Genomic DNA, 15,407 nt, shown 5'->3' with positions numbered 1-15,407 from the left:
GGCCGTACCCGCTCCCTTTGTCGTCACCGGGTCGTTGCTCCGGGTGAGGACAGGCCGGATGGCGGCCGCAGATCGGGGAGTGTGCGATGGCCGGTGAGGTGGCAAGTGGACGACCCATGGCCCGGCACGCTGTGGCTGGTCACGGCGTGAGCGGGGTGCAGAGCGACGCTCGCGAGAGCGTCCTGACCGAGGACCGTCCGTACCCGGGCGACCTTCTGAGCGCCCCCGGGGACGGGTTCGACGAGCTCGCCCACCGGCGGGCCGCGGCGGAGCAGGCCGCGATGATCGCCGAGATCGACGCGGCCGCAGCGGCGGCGCGGGCGGCGGCCGCCATCGCGGCCGCGGCCCGGGCCGCGGAGGAAGCGGAGGTGGCCGCCGATGCGGCCACGCACGCGGCCGAGGAGGCGGCGGCCGCCGCCGCGGAGGAGCGGACCAGCGCCGCGTACCAGGCCGGTGCCCGGTCCGGGGGGCCGGGCGCGCCCGGTCGCGGCGCGTGGGTGCTCGCAGGGGGGGCCGACGGTGACGGCGCAGCGCGCTCGTGGGCCGTCGTGCCGGGCGCAGCCCAGGGGATGGGCGGGGCGCCGCCCGCTCATCCCCTGGCATCCGGGGCCACGTCGTCGTGGCCCACGATGTTCCCGGCGCACCCGGATTCCCCTGGTGCCCCGTGGGACCTGCCGCCGGACGAGACCCCGACCATCGAGGGCGCCGCGGCCGGCGGTCGGGCGGCCCGCCGCCGGTCTGCCGAGGCCGCCGAGGCGGAGACCACGGTGATCCCCGTCGACCGCTCGGAGGTCTCGCCCGCCGATGCGGACGAGGCCGAGTACGACGCGGACTACGACTCCGAGTACGACCCGGAGTACGACCCTGAGTACGACGAAGCCGCCGAGGAAGCTCCCGTGCGGCGGCTGGACCGCAAGCACGCCGAGCAGCCGTCCTCGCGCTTCGGCAGGCGGCCGGTGCTGGTGGTGATCGCGGTCGGTGTGGTGCTGGTCATCGTGTCCCTGCTCGCCGCGATCGTCGGCTGGGGGATGGATCGTCCGCCTGCCGCGGTGGCTCCGCCGGTGCCGTCCGTGGCGCCCGAGGTTCCGGCGGCGCAGGTTCCGCCGCCGCCAGGGCCGGATGCCGCGGCCGTGGAGATCGACCCGACGAGCGACAAGGCCGTCACCTTCGTGAGGGCGTTGCGCGCGGCGGACATCGCGACCAGCCGGTCCGGGCGTGCGGAGACCCAGACGGCCGCGATGATCTGCCTGCGGCTGGACCAGGGTGCCTCGGCGGACACCATCGCCAGGACGATTCCGGCCGCTCTCCCGTCGGTCGAGCGCAAGCAGGCTGCCGAGGTCGTCGACCTCGCCACGCAGCTGTACTGCTGACGATCCCCGGGCCGGTTACGGGGGGCAGAGCGTGCCGGCCTGCGGAGCGATCCCGCTGACCAGCATCGCGTCCACCGCGGTGGTGACGCAGGGGGTGCGCGGGTAGGCGCCGGTGCCGGCGCCCTGCCAGCCCAGGAAGCGAGCCGTGGCGAGGCTGTCGGCGGTACGCCGGGAGCCGTCCTGCGGGCCGCGGGGATCGGCGGCAGTGCCGATCACGAGGATCGGCGGTGCTCCGTCCGCCTGCCCTGCGACGGGGGCGGGGCCGCCGGCGGGCCACGGGGCGCAGGCCAGCAGTCGGAGGGCGAACGTACTGCCGAAGAGGGGGTAGGACGTGCGCCACCGCTGCGCCAGATCCCCGATCTCGCCGGGTGACAGGCGTCTGTGGACGTCGTTGCAGCTGGTGGCGAGCATCCCGTCGAACCGGCCTCTCGGCCCGATCAGCGGTTCGAGCAGGGTGAGCAGGGGGTCCGGGTTCGCGGTTCCGGCCGCGGCCAGCGCGGTGGTGAGGGCGGGCCAGCCGCGAGGTTCGGCCAGCCCCGCCAGCAGCGCCGTGATGGTGGCGCCCGCGGTGAGCCTCCTGCCGTCGGTGGCCGCGAGCGGCTGCCGGCGAAGCTGGTCGACGAGTGCGGTCACCCTGGCCCGCGGATCCGGGCCGAGCGGGCAGTCGGGGCGTGCCGTGCAGGTCACGGCGAACGCCCCGAAGGCCGCCTCCGCCGCCCCCGCCCGGCTCTCGCTGAGGTCGGGCTCGTCGAGTGCGGGATTCGGGGGGCCGTCGAGTACGAGCCTGCCGACGGCCGTCGGGGCGGTCCGCGCCCAGTCGGCGAGGGCCGCGGCTCCGTCCCCCACGCCGATCGCGGACAGCTGGTCGACCCCGAGCGCGGCGCGCAGGATCTCGATGTCGGACACCGTCGCCGAGGTGCGGTAGCCGCTGAGCCCGCCGTCGAGTGCGAGGTTGCACTCCTGCACCACGGATCGGGCCTCTTCCAGGAGCGCGTCGAGGTCCGATTCGGCCGACCGCCCGGGATCGGCGTCGACGATGGCGGCGCGGGCGTCGTCCGGTGCGCAGTCGAGGATGTCCTCACCGGAGCCGCGACGGTCCAGCCCGATCAGGGTGTACTCCTGCAGCACCTCTGGCGAAACCCGCTCGGCGAGCAGCACGGCGTCGCGCGCCGAGGGCTCGAGGGTCGTGTCGCCCAGCACGAGCAGTGGCGGCTGGTTCTCCGGAGCGGAGGCCAGGCTGACGCGCAGCACGGTGAGCGCGGCCGCACCGAGCCCTGGCTGCTCGGGGTCGGCGGGCACCGTGAGCTCTCCGCACTCCACCCGCAGCGGCCGGTCGGCAGGCGGTGGTGCGGGCAGCGTCTCGAGGGTGTCCTGGGTGCACTCGGAGAACGGCATCGCGGCGCGCTGCTCCTGCGGCTCCGGCAGCGTCACGTCGGGAGGGGGCGCCGCCGGGTCCGTGGTGGGAACCACCGGCATGTTGTCCCCACGCACCGCCACCGGCGGACGTTGCGACGGCCCGACCGTGCAGCCGGCGACGAGCATGGCCAGGCAAGCGAGCACGGCGGCGACCGCATGCCGCGGTGGTCGTGCCACGTGCCCTCCCGATCCTGCTGGTCAGAGCCCAGCCTGCCGCACCGCCGGTGTGGGGAGGGTGAACGCGGGGACCGTCAGGCCACCCGCGGCGGGTTCGTCGAGACGTCGAGCTCCAGCCGCACCGCGACCGGAAGCGCGGTGAGACCGAGCGAGGTGCGGGCCGCTCCGAGGACCTCCTCGTCGAGCCGGGTGAGCACGTCCCGGACGTCCGCGTCGTCGGCGAGCCAGAGCGTGACGCGCAGTGCGGGCACCTCGTCCGTGCCGACCATCCGCGCCCTGGCCCGGCGGACGCCGGGGAGGCCGGACGCCTGGGCGGCGACCGCGTCGGCCGCGGCCGACGAGCTGATCACGATCGCCGTGTCCGGGCCGCCGTCGAGCACGAGGTCGGGGTGCCGCTCCGGACGCAGCGACCGCGCGGCCCACGTCAGCCCGACGAGGACCAGGAGGACACCCACGGCGATGGACACCAGCCGGAAGGCATCGGGCCGGGTGCGCAACCCGTCGACGATCAGCGGGTCGAGCACGGGGCGCGCGGCGCGGCCTGCGCCGAAGACGCCGTAGGACAGCAGCGTGACGAGAGTGCCGGCGGCCAGCAGCACGAGCCCGACCAGAACGGCGAGCGAACGGTCGACCGCCGCGGAGCGGGCGAGCGCCGCCCTGGCCTGCCTGCGCAGGGTCGCTTCCGGGATCTTCGGCCGGTCGGACCCGCTGCCGCGCGCCACCGGGGCGCTCACCGCGATCCCTGCCTTTCCTGCAGGTGCACGCTCACCCGCGGGCGACGGCGCAGCGGCACCTCGTCGAGGAGTTCGTCCACGCGGGCGTGGACCGTGTCGCGCAGCTCCGGTGCCGCCTCGTCGAACGCCTGCGCGAGCACGGACACCTTCCGGGGGGAGACGGTGACCGACGCGCTGAAGATGTCATCGGTGGCGCGCACGCGCCTGCCGATGAGCCGGGCCAGTACGCGTGGTGCGGTGACGACGGTGACCTCCGGGACCGGTCCGTCGAGGGCGATGTGCGAGCGCCGGGCCAGCAGCCCGACCACGACCAGCAACAGCCCCAGGACGGCGACCGCGATCGCGATGCCCGGCACCGGAGGGTCCGCCCACGTCACGTTCTCGACCGCGGTGCGCCAGTGGTGCCACGGCACGACGAGGCCGGTCACCACGTTCCGCCGCAGCCACGCCGCGATGACCTCGATCACGATGAGCACCCCCGCGGCGGCCATGGCCAGGCCGATCAGCGGGGCGAGCAGGCGGAGCAGCATGCGCATGTCGTTCCTCCGGTGGCGACCGTGGCGGGCCTGCGTTGGGTGGGTGCCGGGGCTACCGGAGCCGGGCCGCTGTGGAGAGCGGGCTGCGCAGACCGGCCACGGTCACCGTCAGGGACCGCACCCGATGGCCTGCGATGTGGTCGAGCTCCTCGCCCACCCTGGCGCGGACGGCGTCCACCACCGTCCGCACGGCGGCGGGGTACTGCAGATGCAGCTCGAGCCGCACGTCCACCGCGGTCTGGTCACCGGACCCGGTAGTGACCTTCGCGCTGGCGCCGACCTCGCCCACGTCGATCCCGGCGAGGCGCCGTCCGTGCCGCAACGTGCCCGGCACCTGGTCCGCGGCGTGCTCGATGATCTTCCGCAGCACGACCGGGTTGATCTCGAGCAGGCCCCGGTCCTCCGCCGCGGGGAGGGTGGTGCTCACCGGTCCCGGCCCCGGCCGAGCACCGCGTTGAGGTCGAGCCTGCCGTCGATCACGGAACCGACGACGAGGCCGAGCGCGCCCATGACCAGGACGATCAGGAAGATGCCGAAGCCACCGAAGGCCCCGGCGAGGCCGAGGATGAGACCCGCCAGTAGGCCGGTCTGGGTGCTGTTCATCTGGTTCTCCTCACGAGCGTGGCTACTCCACGCGGCGATGGCGTCGCCGGTGCCAGGTGCGGATCAGGGCGACCCCCACCCGGACCGGGAACGGCAGTGGCGCGACCACCTCGACGGGGGCGTCGTAGCGGGCGTCCGATGGATCGTCGACGGCGGCCTGCGACGGCTGCGCGGTGCCGAAGCGGGCGAGCCCCGCCACGAAGACCTCCGGGTCGCCGCCCCGGTCGGGATGGTGTTCGCGGACGAACGCGCGGAACTCCGAGCGCTCCTGCTCGTTCACCGATCCGTCGGTCCCGTCTCGCCGGGAAGGGCCACGTCGCCCACGGTGATGTCGACCGCGGCGCCGTCACACATCCCGGACACCGCGTTGCGCAGATCCCGCACGACCTCCGGGATCGGCCGGTCGAGGAGGAGCACGACGCCCAGTTCGACCGGCTCGTCGCCCTCGCCGACGCGCACCCCGGTGAGCCGGCGTCCCGGCAGGTAGGTGGCGACGTCACCGAAGATCCCGCCGTGCAGCCGGACGACCGACGGGTGCGAGGTCACGACCGCGGCGATCCGCTCGGCGAGCGACGGCGCCTCGGCGGCGGTCGGGACGGTCACGGGCACTTCTCCCTGCAGGGCTGATCCGGGCGGTCGGGACCGGTCACTCCACCCGCGCGGCCTGCACCGTCGGGATCTCCTCGTCATTGTCGGTATCGGGCAGGTGGATGTCGTTGACGGCGATGTTGACCTCGATCACCTCGAGCCCGGTCATCCGCTCGACGGCCGTGATCACGTTACGGCGTACGGCCCTGGCCAGCTCGACGATCGACGCGCCGTACTCGACGACGATGTCCAGATCGACGGCCGCCTGCTTCTCCCCGACCTCGACCTGCACGCCGGCGATGTTGGCGCCCCCGGTGCCGCCACCGGGGATCCGCTCCCGGATGGCGCCGAACGCCCGGGACACGCCGCCGCCCATCGAGTACACGCCGGAGATCTCACGCGCGGCGATACCGGCGATCTTCTGGACGACCGATGCGGCGATGGTGGTGCGGCCCTGCGTGGTGTCGTCGGCGAGCCGGGCAGGCGAGGACACGGTGTTGGTGGGTGTCTTGACTGTGGATGTGGCTGTGGTCTCGCTCACGATGGTTCCTCCGAGCTCGGCTGTGCGGAGTGTTCGCCCTTATGACGTGAGTACCCGCCCACGCCTCACGGGAAGTCACCCGATCGGGGTAGCCCGGCGGTATCGCAGCAGCAGGACGCCTGCCTCGTGCAGGACGCCGGCGAGCTCCAGCCTGCGGGGGTGGCCGCCCGCGGGGCCGTGGCTGATCCGGCCCGCGGTGCCACCCGCCAGCAGCGGCGCGACGGTGAGGCAGAGCTCGTCGACCGCGTCGGCGGCGATCAGCTGGCCGAACAGCCCCGGTCCGCCCTCGCAGAGCACCCGGTTCAGGCCGCGGCGGGCCAGCTCGGCCAGCACGACATCGGGGGTGAGCCGCTCCAGCACGACGACGTCCCCACCGGCCGCGGCGAGCCGCTCCCGCCGCGCCGCCGGAGCAGAGCCGAGGGTGAGGATGATCGGCGGCACGGAGGTGTCGGTGAAGAGCCTGCTCGCCGGGTCGAGGTCGGCCGACCCCGTGACGACGGCGACGGGCGGCGGGGTGTCCGTGCCGAGCGTGGGCAGGCGCGCACCGCGGTAGTCCTCGGCCCGCACCGTTCCGGCGCCCGCGAGCACGACGTCCGCCAGCCTGCGGAGCAACCCGAACACCCGCCGGTCGCCGTCCGATCCCAGCCCGCCCGACCGGCCGTCCACCGTGACGGCCCCGTCGGCGCTCGCCACGAAGTTCACGCGCACGTAGGGCGCCGTGAGCCCCTCGGGGTAGGCGTAGTGCGCCACGAGCCCGGCGTCGTCGAGCCCTGGGTCGTCGGGCCCTGTGTCGTCGAGCCCGGCGCCCGGGGGCAGGAGGGGATGCACGCCGCCATCCCAACACGGCCCACCCCCCGGGCCCGCCCGACCCACGCACCCACCCGGGCGACCCCCCGCGAGTCGCCCGGAACCCGCCCGCGAGTCGCCCGATCCAAGCCCGCGAGTCGCCCGGTTCGCGTGCGCGAGTCGGGGTGATCGTTGCGAGGTCCCGCGGTTCGCCCTCCGCAGGTCCAACACCCGCATCTCAGAACGATCACTCGCCGCCCGCTCCCCGCCCCCGCACTTCGGAGTCCTACTGCTGCTGGCACGCGCCCCTCACAGCAGTACGGCTCCACAGTGCGGGGGCGGTGTACCCCGTCCGCGGGTCGCTCGGGGGCGGATCACGTGGCGCTTCGCCGGGAGGATCACCGGTGCCCGTTCGGCCAAGGCGAGGCTCACCTATGGTGATGCGGCACCGAACCCCGGGTGCAGGGACCGGACCGCGGAGGACCATCCATGGCCGAGCACGGCGTGCTGACTCCTGTCGCGCCACCCCCGGTGCCCGGTGCTCTGCGACGACGACGGCTGCTGGGCCTCGGGCTGCTGGTGGCGGTGCTCGTGGCGTGCTGCCTCGCCAGCATCGCGGTCGGGGCGAAGGCCATCCCGCTCGAGGGCGTCTGGCACGCGCTCGTCAACCCCACCGGTACCGAGGACGACATCGTCATCCGGTCACTGCGCATCCCGCGGACCACGGTCGGCCTGCTGGCCGGCGCCGCCCTCGGGCTGGCAGGTGCCCTGATCCAGGGTCACACCCGCAACCCGCTCGCCGACCCCGGCCTGCTCGGCATCAACAACGGGGCCGCGCTGTTCGTCGTCATCGGCATCTACGCCTTCGGCGTCACGACCCTCGTCGGTTACGTGTGGTTCGCGTTCGCGGGGGCGCTGGTCGCCAGCGTCGCGGTGTTCGTGCTCGGTTCCGTCGGGCGCGGCGGCCCCACCCCGGTGACGTTGGCGCTCGCGGGGGCCGCGGTGTCGGCGCTGCTGGCCGCGCTCACCTCGTCGGTGATCCTGATCGACGTCCAGTCGCTCGACGCCTACCGCTTCTGGTCGGTCGGTTCGATCGCGGGTCGCGATACCGCGGTGGTGGGCCAGGTCCAGTGGTTCCTGCTCGCCGGGCTGCTGATCGGGCTGGCCGGCGCGCCCGCGCTCAACGCGCTGGCCCTCGGTGACGACGTGGCCCGCTCGCTCGGCCACTCGGTGCTGCGCACGCGGGTGTTCGGGATCGTGGCGATCACGCTGCTGGCCGGCTCCGCCACGGCGGCGTGCGGGCCCATCGCGTTCGTCGGGCTCGTGGTGCCGCACGTCGTACGGGCCGTCACCGGGCCCGACTACCGCTGGCTGCTCCCGGCGTCGGCGCTCGCCGGAGCCACCCTGCTGCTCGCGGCGGACGTCATCGGGCGGGTGGTGGTGCGGCCGGGGGAGCTGCAGGTCGGGATCGTGCTGGCGCTCGTGGGCGGCCCGTTCTTCGTGTGGCTGGTGCGGCGCCGGAAGATGGTGGCCGTCTGATGGCCGTGCTGGACAAATCCTCGCCGCCCCGCCGAGCCGTGGCGCAGGTGCCCGGCCGGCCCGCCCTGCGGATCGGGCAGTTCTCGGTCGTGTGGCGGCCGCGCACGGTGCTGGTGCTCGGGATCGGCCTCGCGGTGCTGCTGCTCGCCATGGCGCTGAACATCGGCCGTGGCGACTTCCCGATCAGCGTCGGGGAGGTCCTCTCGGTGCTGGCCGGAGGCGGTGACGCCGGGCAGCGGTTCATCGTGATGGACCTGCGCCTGCCCCGGTCGCTCACCGGCCTGCTCGTCGGCGCGGCGCTGGCGGTGGCGGGGGCGATCACCCAGTCGATCGCCCGCAACCCGCTCGCCAGCCCGGACATGATCGGCTTCACGGCGGGGGCGAGCGCGGCGGCGGTCTCCGTGATCGTGCTCGGCGGGGGTGCCGTGGAGTTCCTCGGGGCGGCAGGCCTGCCGATGGCCGCCCTCGTCGGTGGGCTGGTCAGCGCCTTCGCGATCTACGGGCTGGCCTGGCGACGCGGGGTGCACGGGTTCCGGCTGGTGCTGGTGGGCATCGGGGTCAACGTGACGCTGACCGCCGTCGTGCACTGGCTGCTCGTCGTGGCGGGGATCACCGAGGCCGCCCGCGCCTACGTGTGGCTCAACGGCAGCCTGAACGGACGCGGCTGGGACCACGTGGTCCCGGTCGCGATCGCGCTGGCCGTCCTGGTGCCGGCCGCGCTGATGCTGGCGCACGTCGTCGGCGGCCTGCAGTTCGGCGACGACACGGCGCGCGGGCTCGGCATCCCGGTCGACCGCTCCCGCACGGCGCTGCTGGTCGTGGCCGTCGGGCTCGCGTCGGTGGCCACGGCCTCGGCGGGCCCCATCGCGTTCGTGGCGCTCGTGGCGCCGCAGATCTCCCAGCGCCTGGTCGGGGCGCCCCGGCCCCCGATCGCGGTGTCCCTCGTGGTCGGGGCCGCCCTCACCGTGGTCGCCGACCTGATCGCCCGCACCGCCTTCGGCGCCACCGAGCTGCCGGTCGGCATCGTCACCGCCGTGCTCGGAGCGCCCTACCTGCTGTTCCTGATCGCCCGTTACGGCCGGGAGGCCCGAGGATGACCCAGCTGCGCGCCCCATCGCCGCCCGCCACGCAGGGGGACGCCGCCGTCCGGCTACGGGCGGACCAGGTACGGCTGGGCTACGGCGACCGGACCGTCGTCGACGGGCTGGACCTCGACGTCGTCGCGGGCACGATCACCGCCGTCATCGGGCCGAACGGCTGTGGCAAGTCGACGCTGCTGCGCGCGCTGGGGCGCCTGCTCAAGCCGGCAGCGGGGCAGGTGCTGCTCGACGGCAAGCGGATCGACCGCACCCCCACCCGCGAGGTCGCGAAGGTCCTCGGCCTGTTGCCGCAGGCCCCGAGCGCGCCCGAGGGGCTCACCGTGGCCGATCTCGTCGCCCGGGGCAGGCACCCCCACCAGGCCTGGTACCGGCAGTGGTCGGCCGACGACGAGGACGCCGTCGCCCAGGCGCTCGAGTGGACCGGCATCGCCGACCTCGCCGAGCGTCCCGTCGACGAGCTGTCCGGCGGCCAGCGGCAACGCGCCTGGATCTCCATGGCCCTCGCGCAGGGCACCGACCTGCTCCTGCTCGACGAGCCCACCACGTTCCTCGACCTCGCCCACCAGGTGGACGTGCTCGAGCTCGTGCGGCGGCTGCACACCGAGGCGGGCCGCACCGTCGTGATGGTGCTGCACGATCTCAACCTCGCCGCGCGGTACGCGGATCGGCTCGTCGCCATGCGGGACGGGCAGGTCGTGGCGTCCGGAGAGCCGGCGGAGGTGATCACCGAGGCGTTGCTGGAGGAGGTGTTCGGCCTCGCCGCGCGGGTGATTTCCGACCCCGTGGCCGGTACACCGCTCGTCGTCCCGATCGGTGGTTACGCACGGTCAACCTAGGTTCCCCTGTTCGGGCGTGCCACCATGTGCGCCCGAGCACCGGTGACCGACCGAGAGGTGGCGGCTGTGGACCATCCCGTGTTCGACCACGAAGGCCCGTGGTCGGAGAGCGCGTTCCTTGCGCTGCCCCGCGACGGTCGCGTCGAGGTGGTGGACGGAACCCTGCTCATCGGGCCCGGCGCCAGTGAGCAGCGCACCCGGGTGGTGAGCCGCGTGCGTGCCGCGGTGCGGTCGGCGCTGCCGGAGGGCCTGCAGGTGCGGGGACCGGTGCCGTTGCGCCTCGGCACCGACTGCGTGCTGGTGCCCGATCTGGTGGTCACCGCGGCGCCGGGGGACGAGGGCGGAGACGTGCCCGAGGCCTCCGACGACGTGCTCGACGCCGCGGCGGCGCTGATGGTGATCGAGGTGGTGGGCAGGGACCACGGCATCACCGACCGCTCGTTCAAGCCGCAGCTGTACGCCCGCAGCGGCATCCCGTACTCGCTGGTGATCGACCACGACGGCCCGTTCGCCGTCGCCGACATGATCATCAGCGGGCGCTACCACGAGTACGCGCGCGCCGGGCGCGGGGAGCAGCTGCGCATCGAGGAGCCGTTCGTCCTGGAGCTCGACCTGACGACCGTCACCCGTCCCGGCGCGGAGCAGTCCCGGGCGGATCCACCCGCCCGCGCCACGACCGACCCGGAGAGATTGGCCGGCCGCGGGGCCTGATCCCACTACGCTCGCCCCATGGGGAAGTCGGTGCGCGAGACGTTCCGGGTGGCCGCCGAGCCCGACCTCTCGGTGGTGGACCCCCGGGACCGCCCGATCGGGCCGAAGGACAAGAGCGCCGCCGCGGAGGACATGACCGACCTCGGCGCGTGGCTCGACCGGCTGCAGGAGGCGCTGTACGCGGAGGCGACCGGTGCGGGGCACCGCTCGGTCCTGGTCGTGCTGCAGGGGATGGACACCTCGGGCAAGGGCGGTGTGATCAGGCATGTCGGCGGCCTGGCCAACCCGCAGGGCCTGCACATCGCGTCGTTTAAGAAGCCGACGCCCGAAGAGCTCGAGCACGACTTCCTGTGGCGGGTCCGCAAGCAGGTGCCCCGCCCGGGACTGATCGGCCTGTTCGACCGCTCGCACTACGAGGACGTGCTGGTGCCGCGCGTGGAGGGCTCGATCTCCGAGGACGCCCTGCGTCATCGCTACCAGGAGATCAACGCCTTCGAGGCGGAGCTCGCCGGGCAGGGAGTCACGGTACTGAAGTGCATGCTGCACATCTCGCCCCACGAGCAGGCCGAGCGGTTGCTCGCCCGGCTGGACGACCCGACCAAACGCTGGAAGTACAACCCGGGTGACCTGGACTCCCGCGCGAGGTGGCGCGACTACCAGCGGGCCTACACCGACGCCCTGCGGTACTGCGACTCCGACGCCGCGCCCTGGTACGTCGTGCCGTCGGACCGCAAGTGGTACCGCAACTGGGCCGTCGCCTCGCTGCTCACCGAAACCCTCACCGAGCTCGACCCGCAGTTCCCGCAGCCGACCATCGACGTCGACGCCGAGCGGGCGCGTCTCGCGGCGAGCCTGCTGTTGTGACGCTGGGCGGCGTCCGGGTCGTCGCAGCGGAGGTCAGCCGGCCAGCGGGAGCAGCGCCCAGAACGCCAGTGCGGCGGCGAGTGCCGCCATCGGGATCGTGAGCACCCAGGCGACGGCGATGTTGCCGGCAACGCCCCACCGCACGGCCGAGAGCCGCTTCGTGGCGCCCACCCCGAGGATCGCCGACGTGATCGTCTGCGTGGTGGAGATCGGCGCGGCGAAGACGAAGGCGGTCGTGTAGAGCACCGCCGACGCGGTGCTCTCGGCGGCGAAGCCACGCGGTGGGTCGAGGTCGATGATCCGCCTGCCCAGCGTCCGCATGATCCGCCAGCCGCCGGAGTACGTGCCTGCTGACAGGGCTCCCGCCGAGAGCAGGACGACCCACCAGGGGATCTCGAAGCCCTCGTGATAGCCGCCGACCACCAGGGCCAGCACGATCACACCCATCGTCTTCTGGGCGTCCTGCAAGCCGTGGCCCAGCGCCATCGCCGCGGCCGACACCGTCTGCGCGTGCCGGAACCCGCGCGACAGCCGCTGGGGCCTGCCCCGGCGGAAGATCCAGAGGATCGCCAGCATCACCAGCCCGGCCAGGAGGAACCCCACCACCGGCGAGAGCACCATCGGGATGACGACCTTCTCGATCACCCCACCCCACTGCACGCCACCCGACGACGCGAGCGCGGCTCCCACGAGCCCGCCGATCAGGGCGTGCGACGACGAGGACGGCAGGCCCAGCCGCCACGTGATCAGGTTCCACACGATCGCCCCGACGAGCGCGGCCAGCACCACCAGCAGCCCGGACGAGCCCTGCGGCTCCTGGATGATGCCGCTGCCGACCGTGGAGGCCACCTCGGTGCCGAGGAACGCCCCGACCAGGTTCATCACCGCCGCCAGCGCGAGCGCGGTGCGGGGCGCGAGTGCGCGGGTGGCGACGGAGGTCGCGATCGCGTTCGCAGCGTCGTGGAAGCCGTTCGTGTAGTCGAATGCGAGTGCCACGACGATCACCACGACGATCGCGGCGAGCTCCACTAGGACTCCTTGACCACGATGCTCTCGACGGTGTTGGCCACCGTCTCGAACGCGTCCGCGGCCTCCTCGAGGACCTCCACGACCTCCTTGATCTTCAGGATCGTGAGGACGTCGCCGACAGGTGCGTCGTCGGGCGGGGCGAGCAGGTCGACCAGCAGTGCCCGATACACGGTGTCGGCCTCGTCCTCGAGGGCGTTCACGTGCACCCAGTACTCGCGCAACTCCGACATCGTCGTCAACCGGGGCATCGCCTCCGCGGTGGCCGCTGCGGCGCGGCGCAGGACGTCGACCTGCGCGGTGATCCCGGCCGGGAGGGTGCCGAGCCGGTACAGCACGATCCGGTCGGCGGCCTCCTCCATCGCGTCGACGACGTCGTCGAGCGAGGACGTCAGCCGGTAGATGTCCTCCCGGTCGAAGGGGGTGACGAACGTGGAGTTCAGCTTGACCATGATCTCGTGGGTCAGGTTGTCGCCCGCGTTCTCGGCGTCCTTCACCCGGCGGGCCGACTCGGCGCGACCGGCCGGGTCCGCGGCCACCAGCTCAGCGAGATCGTCGGCCGCGCGGACGATGTTCTCCGCCGCCCGGGTGAACAGCGGGTAGAAGCCTCGTTCATGCGGCGTCAACCTGAAAGCCATCGGGCGGTTCTACCCTAGTTGCGGAGAAACACTCCGTCAGCCCACCACGGCGCGTCCGATGATCTCCTTCATGATCTCGTTGGTGCCCCCGTAGATGGCCTGCACCCGGGAGTCGACGAACGCCTTGGCGATCGGGTATTCGAGCATGTAGCCGTAGCCGCCGTGCAGCTGGACGCAGCGGTCCACCACACGCTTCTGCAGGTCGCTCGTCCACCACTTGGCCTTCGCGGCGTCGGTGACCGAGAGCCTGCCCGCGACGTGCTCGGTGATGCACCTGTCGACGAAGACCTGCGCGATGGTCACCTCGGTGTCCATCTCCGCCAGCTCGAACCGGGTGTTCTGGAAGTTGGCGATCGGACGGCCGAACGCGGTGCGGTCCTTCGTGTAGGCGACCGTCAGCGCCAGCGCGCGTGCCGCCCCCGCGATGCTGCCCACAGCGATCGAGAGCCGCTCCTGCACGAGGTTCTGCATGAGGTAGCCGAACCCGCCGCCCGGTTCGCCGAGGACGTTCGCGGCGGGCACCCGCACGTCGCTGAACGACAGCTCGGCGGTGTCCTGGGCCTTCATGCCGACCTTCTCCAGCCGCCTGCCCCGCTCGAACCCGGGCATTCCCCGCTCGACGACGAGGAGGCTGAACCCCCGGCTGCCGGCGTCCGGGTCGGTCCGCGCGACGACGATCACCAGGTCGGAGAGGATGCCGTTGGTGATGAACGTCTTCGCGCCGTTCAGCACCCAGTCGCCGTTCTCGTCGCGCCGGGCGTGGGTCTGGATGCCCTGCAGGTCCGAGCCCGCGCCGGGTTCGCTCATCGCGATCGCGGTGATGATCTCCCCGGAGCAGAACCCGGGGAGCCACCGCCGCTTCTGCTCGTCGTCGGCCAGGCGCAGCAGGTAGGGCGCGACGACGTCGTTCTGCAGCGGGAAGCCGATGCCGCTCGCGCCCGCGGTGGTGAGCTCCTCGAGGAGTACGGCGTTGTAGCGGAAGTCCGGCACGCCACCGCCGCCGTACTCCTCGGGCACGTCGGTGCCGAGGAGCCCGGCCCGGCCCGCGGCCAGCCACACCTCCCGGCTGACCTGGCCGTCGCGCTCCCACTGGTCGTGGAACGGCGTGATCTCCTTGGCGACGAACGTGCGTGCCAGGTCGCGGAAGGCGTCATGATCGGCGTCGAAGATGTCCCGCTGCATGCGGCGAGTCTCACACGGCAGGCAACCGATCACCCGGGACGGCCGGGGCCGGCGGCTCAGCGCACGTTGGCGCGCAGGAACTCCAGCGTGCGGGCCCACGCGAGGTCGGCCTGCTCCTTGTCGTAGGTGCCCATGTGGTTCTCGTCGTTGAAGAACGCGTGGCCCGCCGGGTACAGGTGGAACTGGGGCTTCACGCCGGACTCCGCCTCGATCCGGGCGGCCAGCGCCGCCACCGAGTCGGGGTCGGCCATCGTGTCCTGCCTGCCGAAGTGGCCCAGCAGGGGAGCGGTGAGCCCGGAGAAGTCCGGGAACTCCTCCTTCAGCACCCCGTAGAACGGCACGGCGGCGCCGATCTTGTCGCCCTGCTGCGCGGCCAGCACGAGCACGAAGCCACCGCCCATGCAGAATCCGACGGCGCCGACCTTGGACGAGGTGACGGCGTCGTGGCCCAGCAGGAAGTCGACGGCCCCGGCGAGGTCGCGCGCAGCGTCCTGCACGGGCAGCTCGCCCATCAGCCGGCCGGCTTCCTCCGAGTCGTGGGTGGTCGAGCCGCCGTAGAGGTCGGGGGCGAGCGCGACGAAACCCTCCGCGGCGAGGCGGTTGGTGACGTCGGCGATATGGCTCGTGAGGCCCCACCACTCCTGGATCACCACGACACCGGGGCCGCTGCCCGATGGCGGGGTGGCGAGGTAGCCGTGGGCCGTTCCGTCGCCGGACGGGAACGTCACGTTCTGGATCGGATTCTCGGTCACGGTCTACA

The 15,407-nt window shown here is 73.2% G+C and carries 19 protein-coding genes; 6 read left to right on the top strand and 13 right to left on the bottom strand.

What is annotated here, in order from left to right:
- Positions 1-116: 116 nt before the first annotated feature.
- Entirely contained in the window at positions 117-1,370 is a 1,254-nt protein-coding gene (locus AC5L35_RS00545) for a DUF732 domain-containing protein (protein WP_495057495.1), read from the top strand.
- Positions 1,371-1,385: 15 nt separating this feature from the next.
- On the opposite strand, the gene AC5L35_RS00540 is transcribed toward AC5L35_RS00545, so the two are convergent.
- The 9 genes from AC5L35_RS00540 to AC5L35_RS00500 form a co-directional block, all read right to left on the bottom strand.
- Entirely contained in the window at positions 1,386-2,963 is a 1,578-nt protein-coding gene (locus tag AC5L35_RS00540) for an alpha/beta hydrolase (protein ID WP_495057494.1), read from the bottom strand.
- 74 nt (positions 2,964-3,037) lie between these two features.
- The gene (locus AC5L35_RS00535) at positions 3,038-3,697 is read right to left on the bottom strand and encodes an alkaline shock response membrane anchor protein AmaP (protein WP_495057493.1); all 660 of its coding nucleotides are present in this window, start codon (positions 3,695-3,697) and stop codon (positions 3,038-3,040) included.
- Positions 3,694-4,233 carry a DUF6286 domain-containing protein gene (locus AC5L35_RS00530; protein ID WP_495057492.1) on the bottom strand — a complete coding sequence of 180 codons (540 nt, stop codon included), beginning with the start codon at positions 4,231-4,233 and terminating at the stop codon, positions 3,694-3,696. Before AC5L35_RS00530 ends, AC5L35_RS00535 begins: the two co-directional genes overlap by 4 nt.
- 52 nt (positions 4,234-4,285) lie before the next feature.
- A complete protein-coding gene (locus AC5L35_RS00525; RefSeq protein ID WP_495057491.1) occupies positions 4,286-4,660 on the bottom strand; it encodes an Asp23/Gls24 family envelope stress response protein in 375 nt (124 codons plus the stop codon).
- A complete protein-coding gene (locus AC5L35_RS00520; RefSeq protein WP_495057490.1) occupies positions 4,657-4,836 on the bottom strand; it encodes a hypothetical protein in 180 nt (59 codons plus the stop codon). The genes AC5L35_RS00525 and AC5L35_RS00520 overlap by 4 nt, the downstream gene beginning before the upstream one ends.
- Positions 4,837-4,858: 22 nt before the next feature.
- Positions 4,859-5,116, bottom strand: a complete 258-nt coding sequence (locus AC5L35_RS00515) for a hypothetical protein (RefSeq protein ID WP_495057489.1) — start codon at positions 5,114-5,116, stop codon at positions 4,859-4,861.
- Positions 5,113-5,439: a hypothetical protein gene (locus AC5L35_RS00510; RefSeq protein ID WP_495057488.1), complete on the bottom strand. Its 327-nt coding sequence runs from the start codon at positions 5,437-5,439 to the stop codon at positions 5,113-5,115. The genes AC5L35_RS00515 and AC5L35_RS00510 overlap by 4 nt, the downstream gene beginning before the upstream one ends.
- Positions 5,440-5,482: 43 nt before the next feature.
- Positions 5,483-5,965: an Asp23/Gls24 family envelope stress response protein gene (locus tag AC5L35_RS00505; protein ID WP_495057487.1), complete on the bottom strand. Its 483-nt coding sequence runs from the start codon at positions 5,963-5,965 to the stop codon at positions 5,483-5,485.
- Positions 5,966-6,040: 75 nt separating this feature from the next.
- Complete coding sequence (locus tag AC5L35_RS00500; protein WP_495057486.1) at positions 6,041-6,793, bottom strand: pyrimidine reductase family protein; 753 nt, start codon at positions 6,791-6,793, stop codon at positions 6,041-6,043.
- A gap of 447 nt (positions 6,794-7,240) precedes the next feature.
- On the opposite strand from AC5L35_RS00500, the gene AC5L35_RS00495 reads away from it, so the two are divergent.
- From AC5L35_RS00495 to AC5L35_RS00475, 5 genes are all read left to right on the top strand, one after another.
- Positions 7,241-8,290 carry a FecCD family ABC transporter permease gene (locus AC5L35_RS00495; protein WP_495057485.1) on the top strand — a complete coding sequence of 350 codons (1,050 nt, stop codon included), beginning with the start codon at positions 7,241-7,243 and terminating at the stop codon, positions 8,288-8,290.
- Entirely contained in the window at positions 8,290-9,387 is a 1,098-nt protein-coding gene (locus AC5L35_RS00490) for a FecCD family ABC transporter permease (protein WP_495057484.1), read from the top strand. The genes AC5L35_RS00495 and AC5L35_RS00490 overlap by 1 nt, the downstream gene beginning before the upstream one ends.
- Positions 9,384-10,226, top strand: a complete 843-nt coding sequence (locus AC5L35_RS00485; protein ID WP_495057483.1) for an ABC transporter ATP-binding protein — start codon at positions 9,384-9,386, stop codon at positions 10,224-10,226. The genes AC5L35_RS00490 and AC5L35_RS00485 overlap by 4 nt, the downstream gene beginning before the upstream one ends.
- Before the next feature lie 66 nt (positions 10,227-10,292).
- The gene (locus tag AC5L35_RS00480) at positions 10,293-10,937 is read left to right on the top strand and encodes a Uma2 family endonuclease (RefSeq protein ID WP_495057482.1); all 645 of its coding nucleotides are present in this window, start codon (positions 10,293-10,295) and stop codon (positions 10,935-10,937) included.
- Between the two features lie 18 nt (positions 10,938-10,955).
- Positions 10,956-11,801 carry a PPK2 family polyphosphate kinase gene (locus AC5L35_RS00475; protein ID WP_495057481.1) on the top strand — a complete coding sequence of 282 codons (846 nt, stop codon included), beginning with the start codon at positions 10,956-10,958 and terminating at the stop codon, positions 11,799-11,801.
- A 33-nt stretch (positions 11,802-11,834) separates the two neighbouring features.
- On the opposite strand, the gene AC5L35_RS00470 is transcribed toward AC5L35_RS00475, so the two are convergent.
- The 4 genes from AC5L35_RS00470 to AC5L35_RS00455 are packed head-to-tail and all read right to left on the bottom strand — an operon-like array spanning position 11,835 to position 15,399.
- Positions 11,835-12,830 carry an inorganic phosphate transporter gene (locus AC5L35_RS00470; RefSeq protein ID WP_495057480.1) on the bottom strand — a complete coding sequence of 332 codons (996 nt, stop codon included), beginning with the start codon at positions 12,828-12,830 and terminating at the stop codon, positions 11,835-11,837.
- Positions 12,830-13,465, bottom strand: a complete 636-nt coding sequence (locus AC5L35_RS00465; RefSeq protein WP_495057479.1) for a DUF47 domain-containing protein — start codon at positions 13,463-13,465, stop codon at positions 12,830-12,832. Before AC5L35_RS00465 ends, AC5L35_RS00470 begins: the two co-directional genes overlap by 1 nt.
- Before the next feature lie 36 nt (positions 13,466-13,501).
- Positions 13,502-14,647, bottom strand: coding sequence for an acyl-CoA dehydrogenase family protein (locus tag AC5L35_RS00460; protein ID WP_495057478.1), 1,146 nt, complete (start codon positions 14,645-14,647; stop codon positions 13,502-13,504).
- A 56-nt stretch (positions 14,648-14,703) separates the two neighbouring features.
- Complete coding sequence (locus AC5L35_RS00455; RefSeq protein ID WP_495057477.1) at positions 14,704-15,399, bottom strand: dienelactone hydrolase family protein; 696 nt, start codon at positions 15,397-15,399, stop codon at positions 14,704-14,706.
- Between the last annotated feature and the right edge of the window lie 8 nt (positions 15,400-15,407).

It is taken from the genome of Pseudonocardia sp. OZ21 (assembly GCF_059359135.1).
The sequence above is the reverse complement of the archived record's forward strand: the minus strand, read 5'-3'. Positions and strand labels throughout refer to the sequence as shown.

Bases quoted from the DNA above. Each gene is read 5' to 3' on its own strand.
- AC5L35_RS00545 (WP_495057495.1), top strand. From the start codon at position 117: ATGGCCCGGCACGCTGTGGCTGGTCACGGCGTGAGCGGGGTGCAGAGC.
- AC5L35_RS00530 (WP_495057492.1), bottom strand. From the start codon at position 4,233: ATGCGCATGCTGCTCCGCCTGCTCGCCCCGCTGATCGGCCTGGCCATG.
- AC5L35_RS00520 (WP_495057490.1), bottom strand. From the start codon at position 4,836: ATGAACAGCACCCAGACCGGCCTACTGGCGGGTCTCATCCTCGGCCTC.
- AC5L35_RS00495 (WP_495057485.1), top strand. From the start codon at position 7,241: ATGGCCGAGCACGGCGTGCTGACTCCTGTCGCGCCACCCCCGGTGCCC.
- AC5L35_RS00490 (WP_495057484.1), top strand. From the start codon at position 8,290: ATGGCCGTGCTGGACAAATCCTCGCCGCCCCGCCGAGCCGTGGCGCAG.
- AC5L35_RS00485 (WP_495057483.1), top strand. From the start codon at position 9,384: ATGACCCAGCTGCGCGCCCCATCGCCGCCCGCCACGCAGGGGGACGCC.
- AC5L35_RS00475 (WP_495057481.1), top strand. From the start codon at position 10,956: ATGGGGAAGTCGGTGCGCGAGACGTTCCGGGTGGCCGCCGAGCCCGAC.
- AC5L35_RS00465 (WP_495057479.1), bottom strand. From the start codon at position 13,465: ATGGCTTTCAGGTTGACGCCGCATGAACGAGGCTTCTACCCGCTGTTC.
- AC5L35_RS00460 (WP_495057478.1), bottom strand. From the start codon at position 14,647: ATGCAGCGGGACATCTTCGACGCCGATCATGACGCCTTCCGCGACCTG.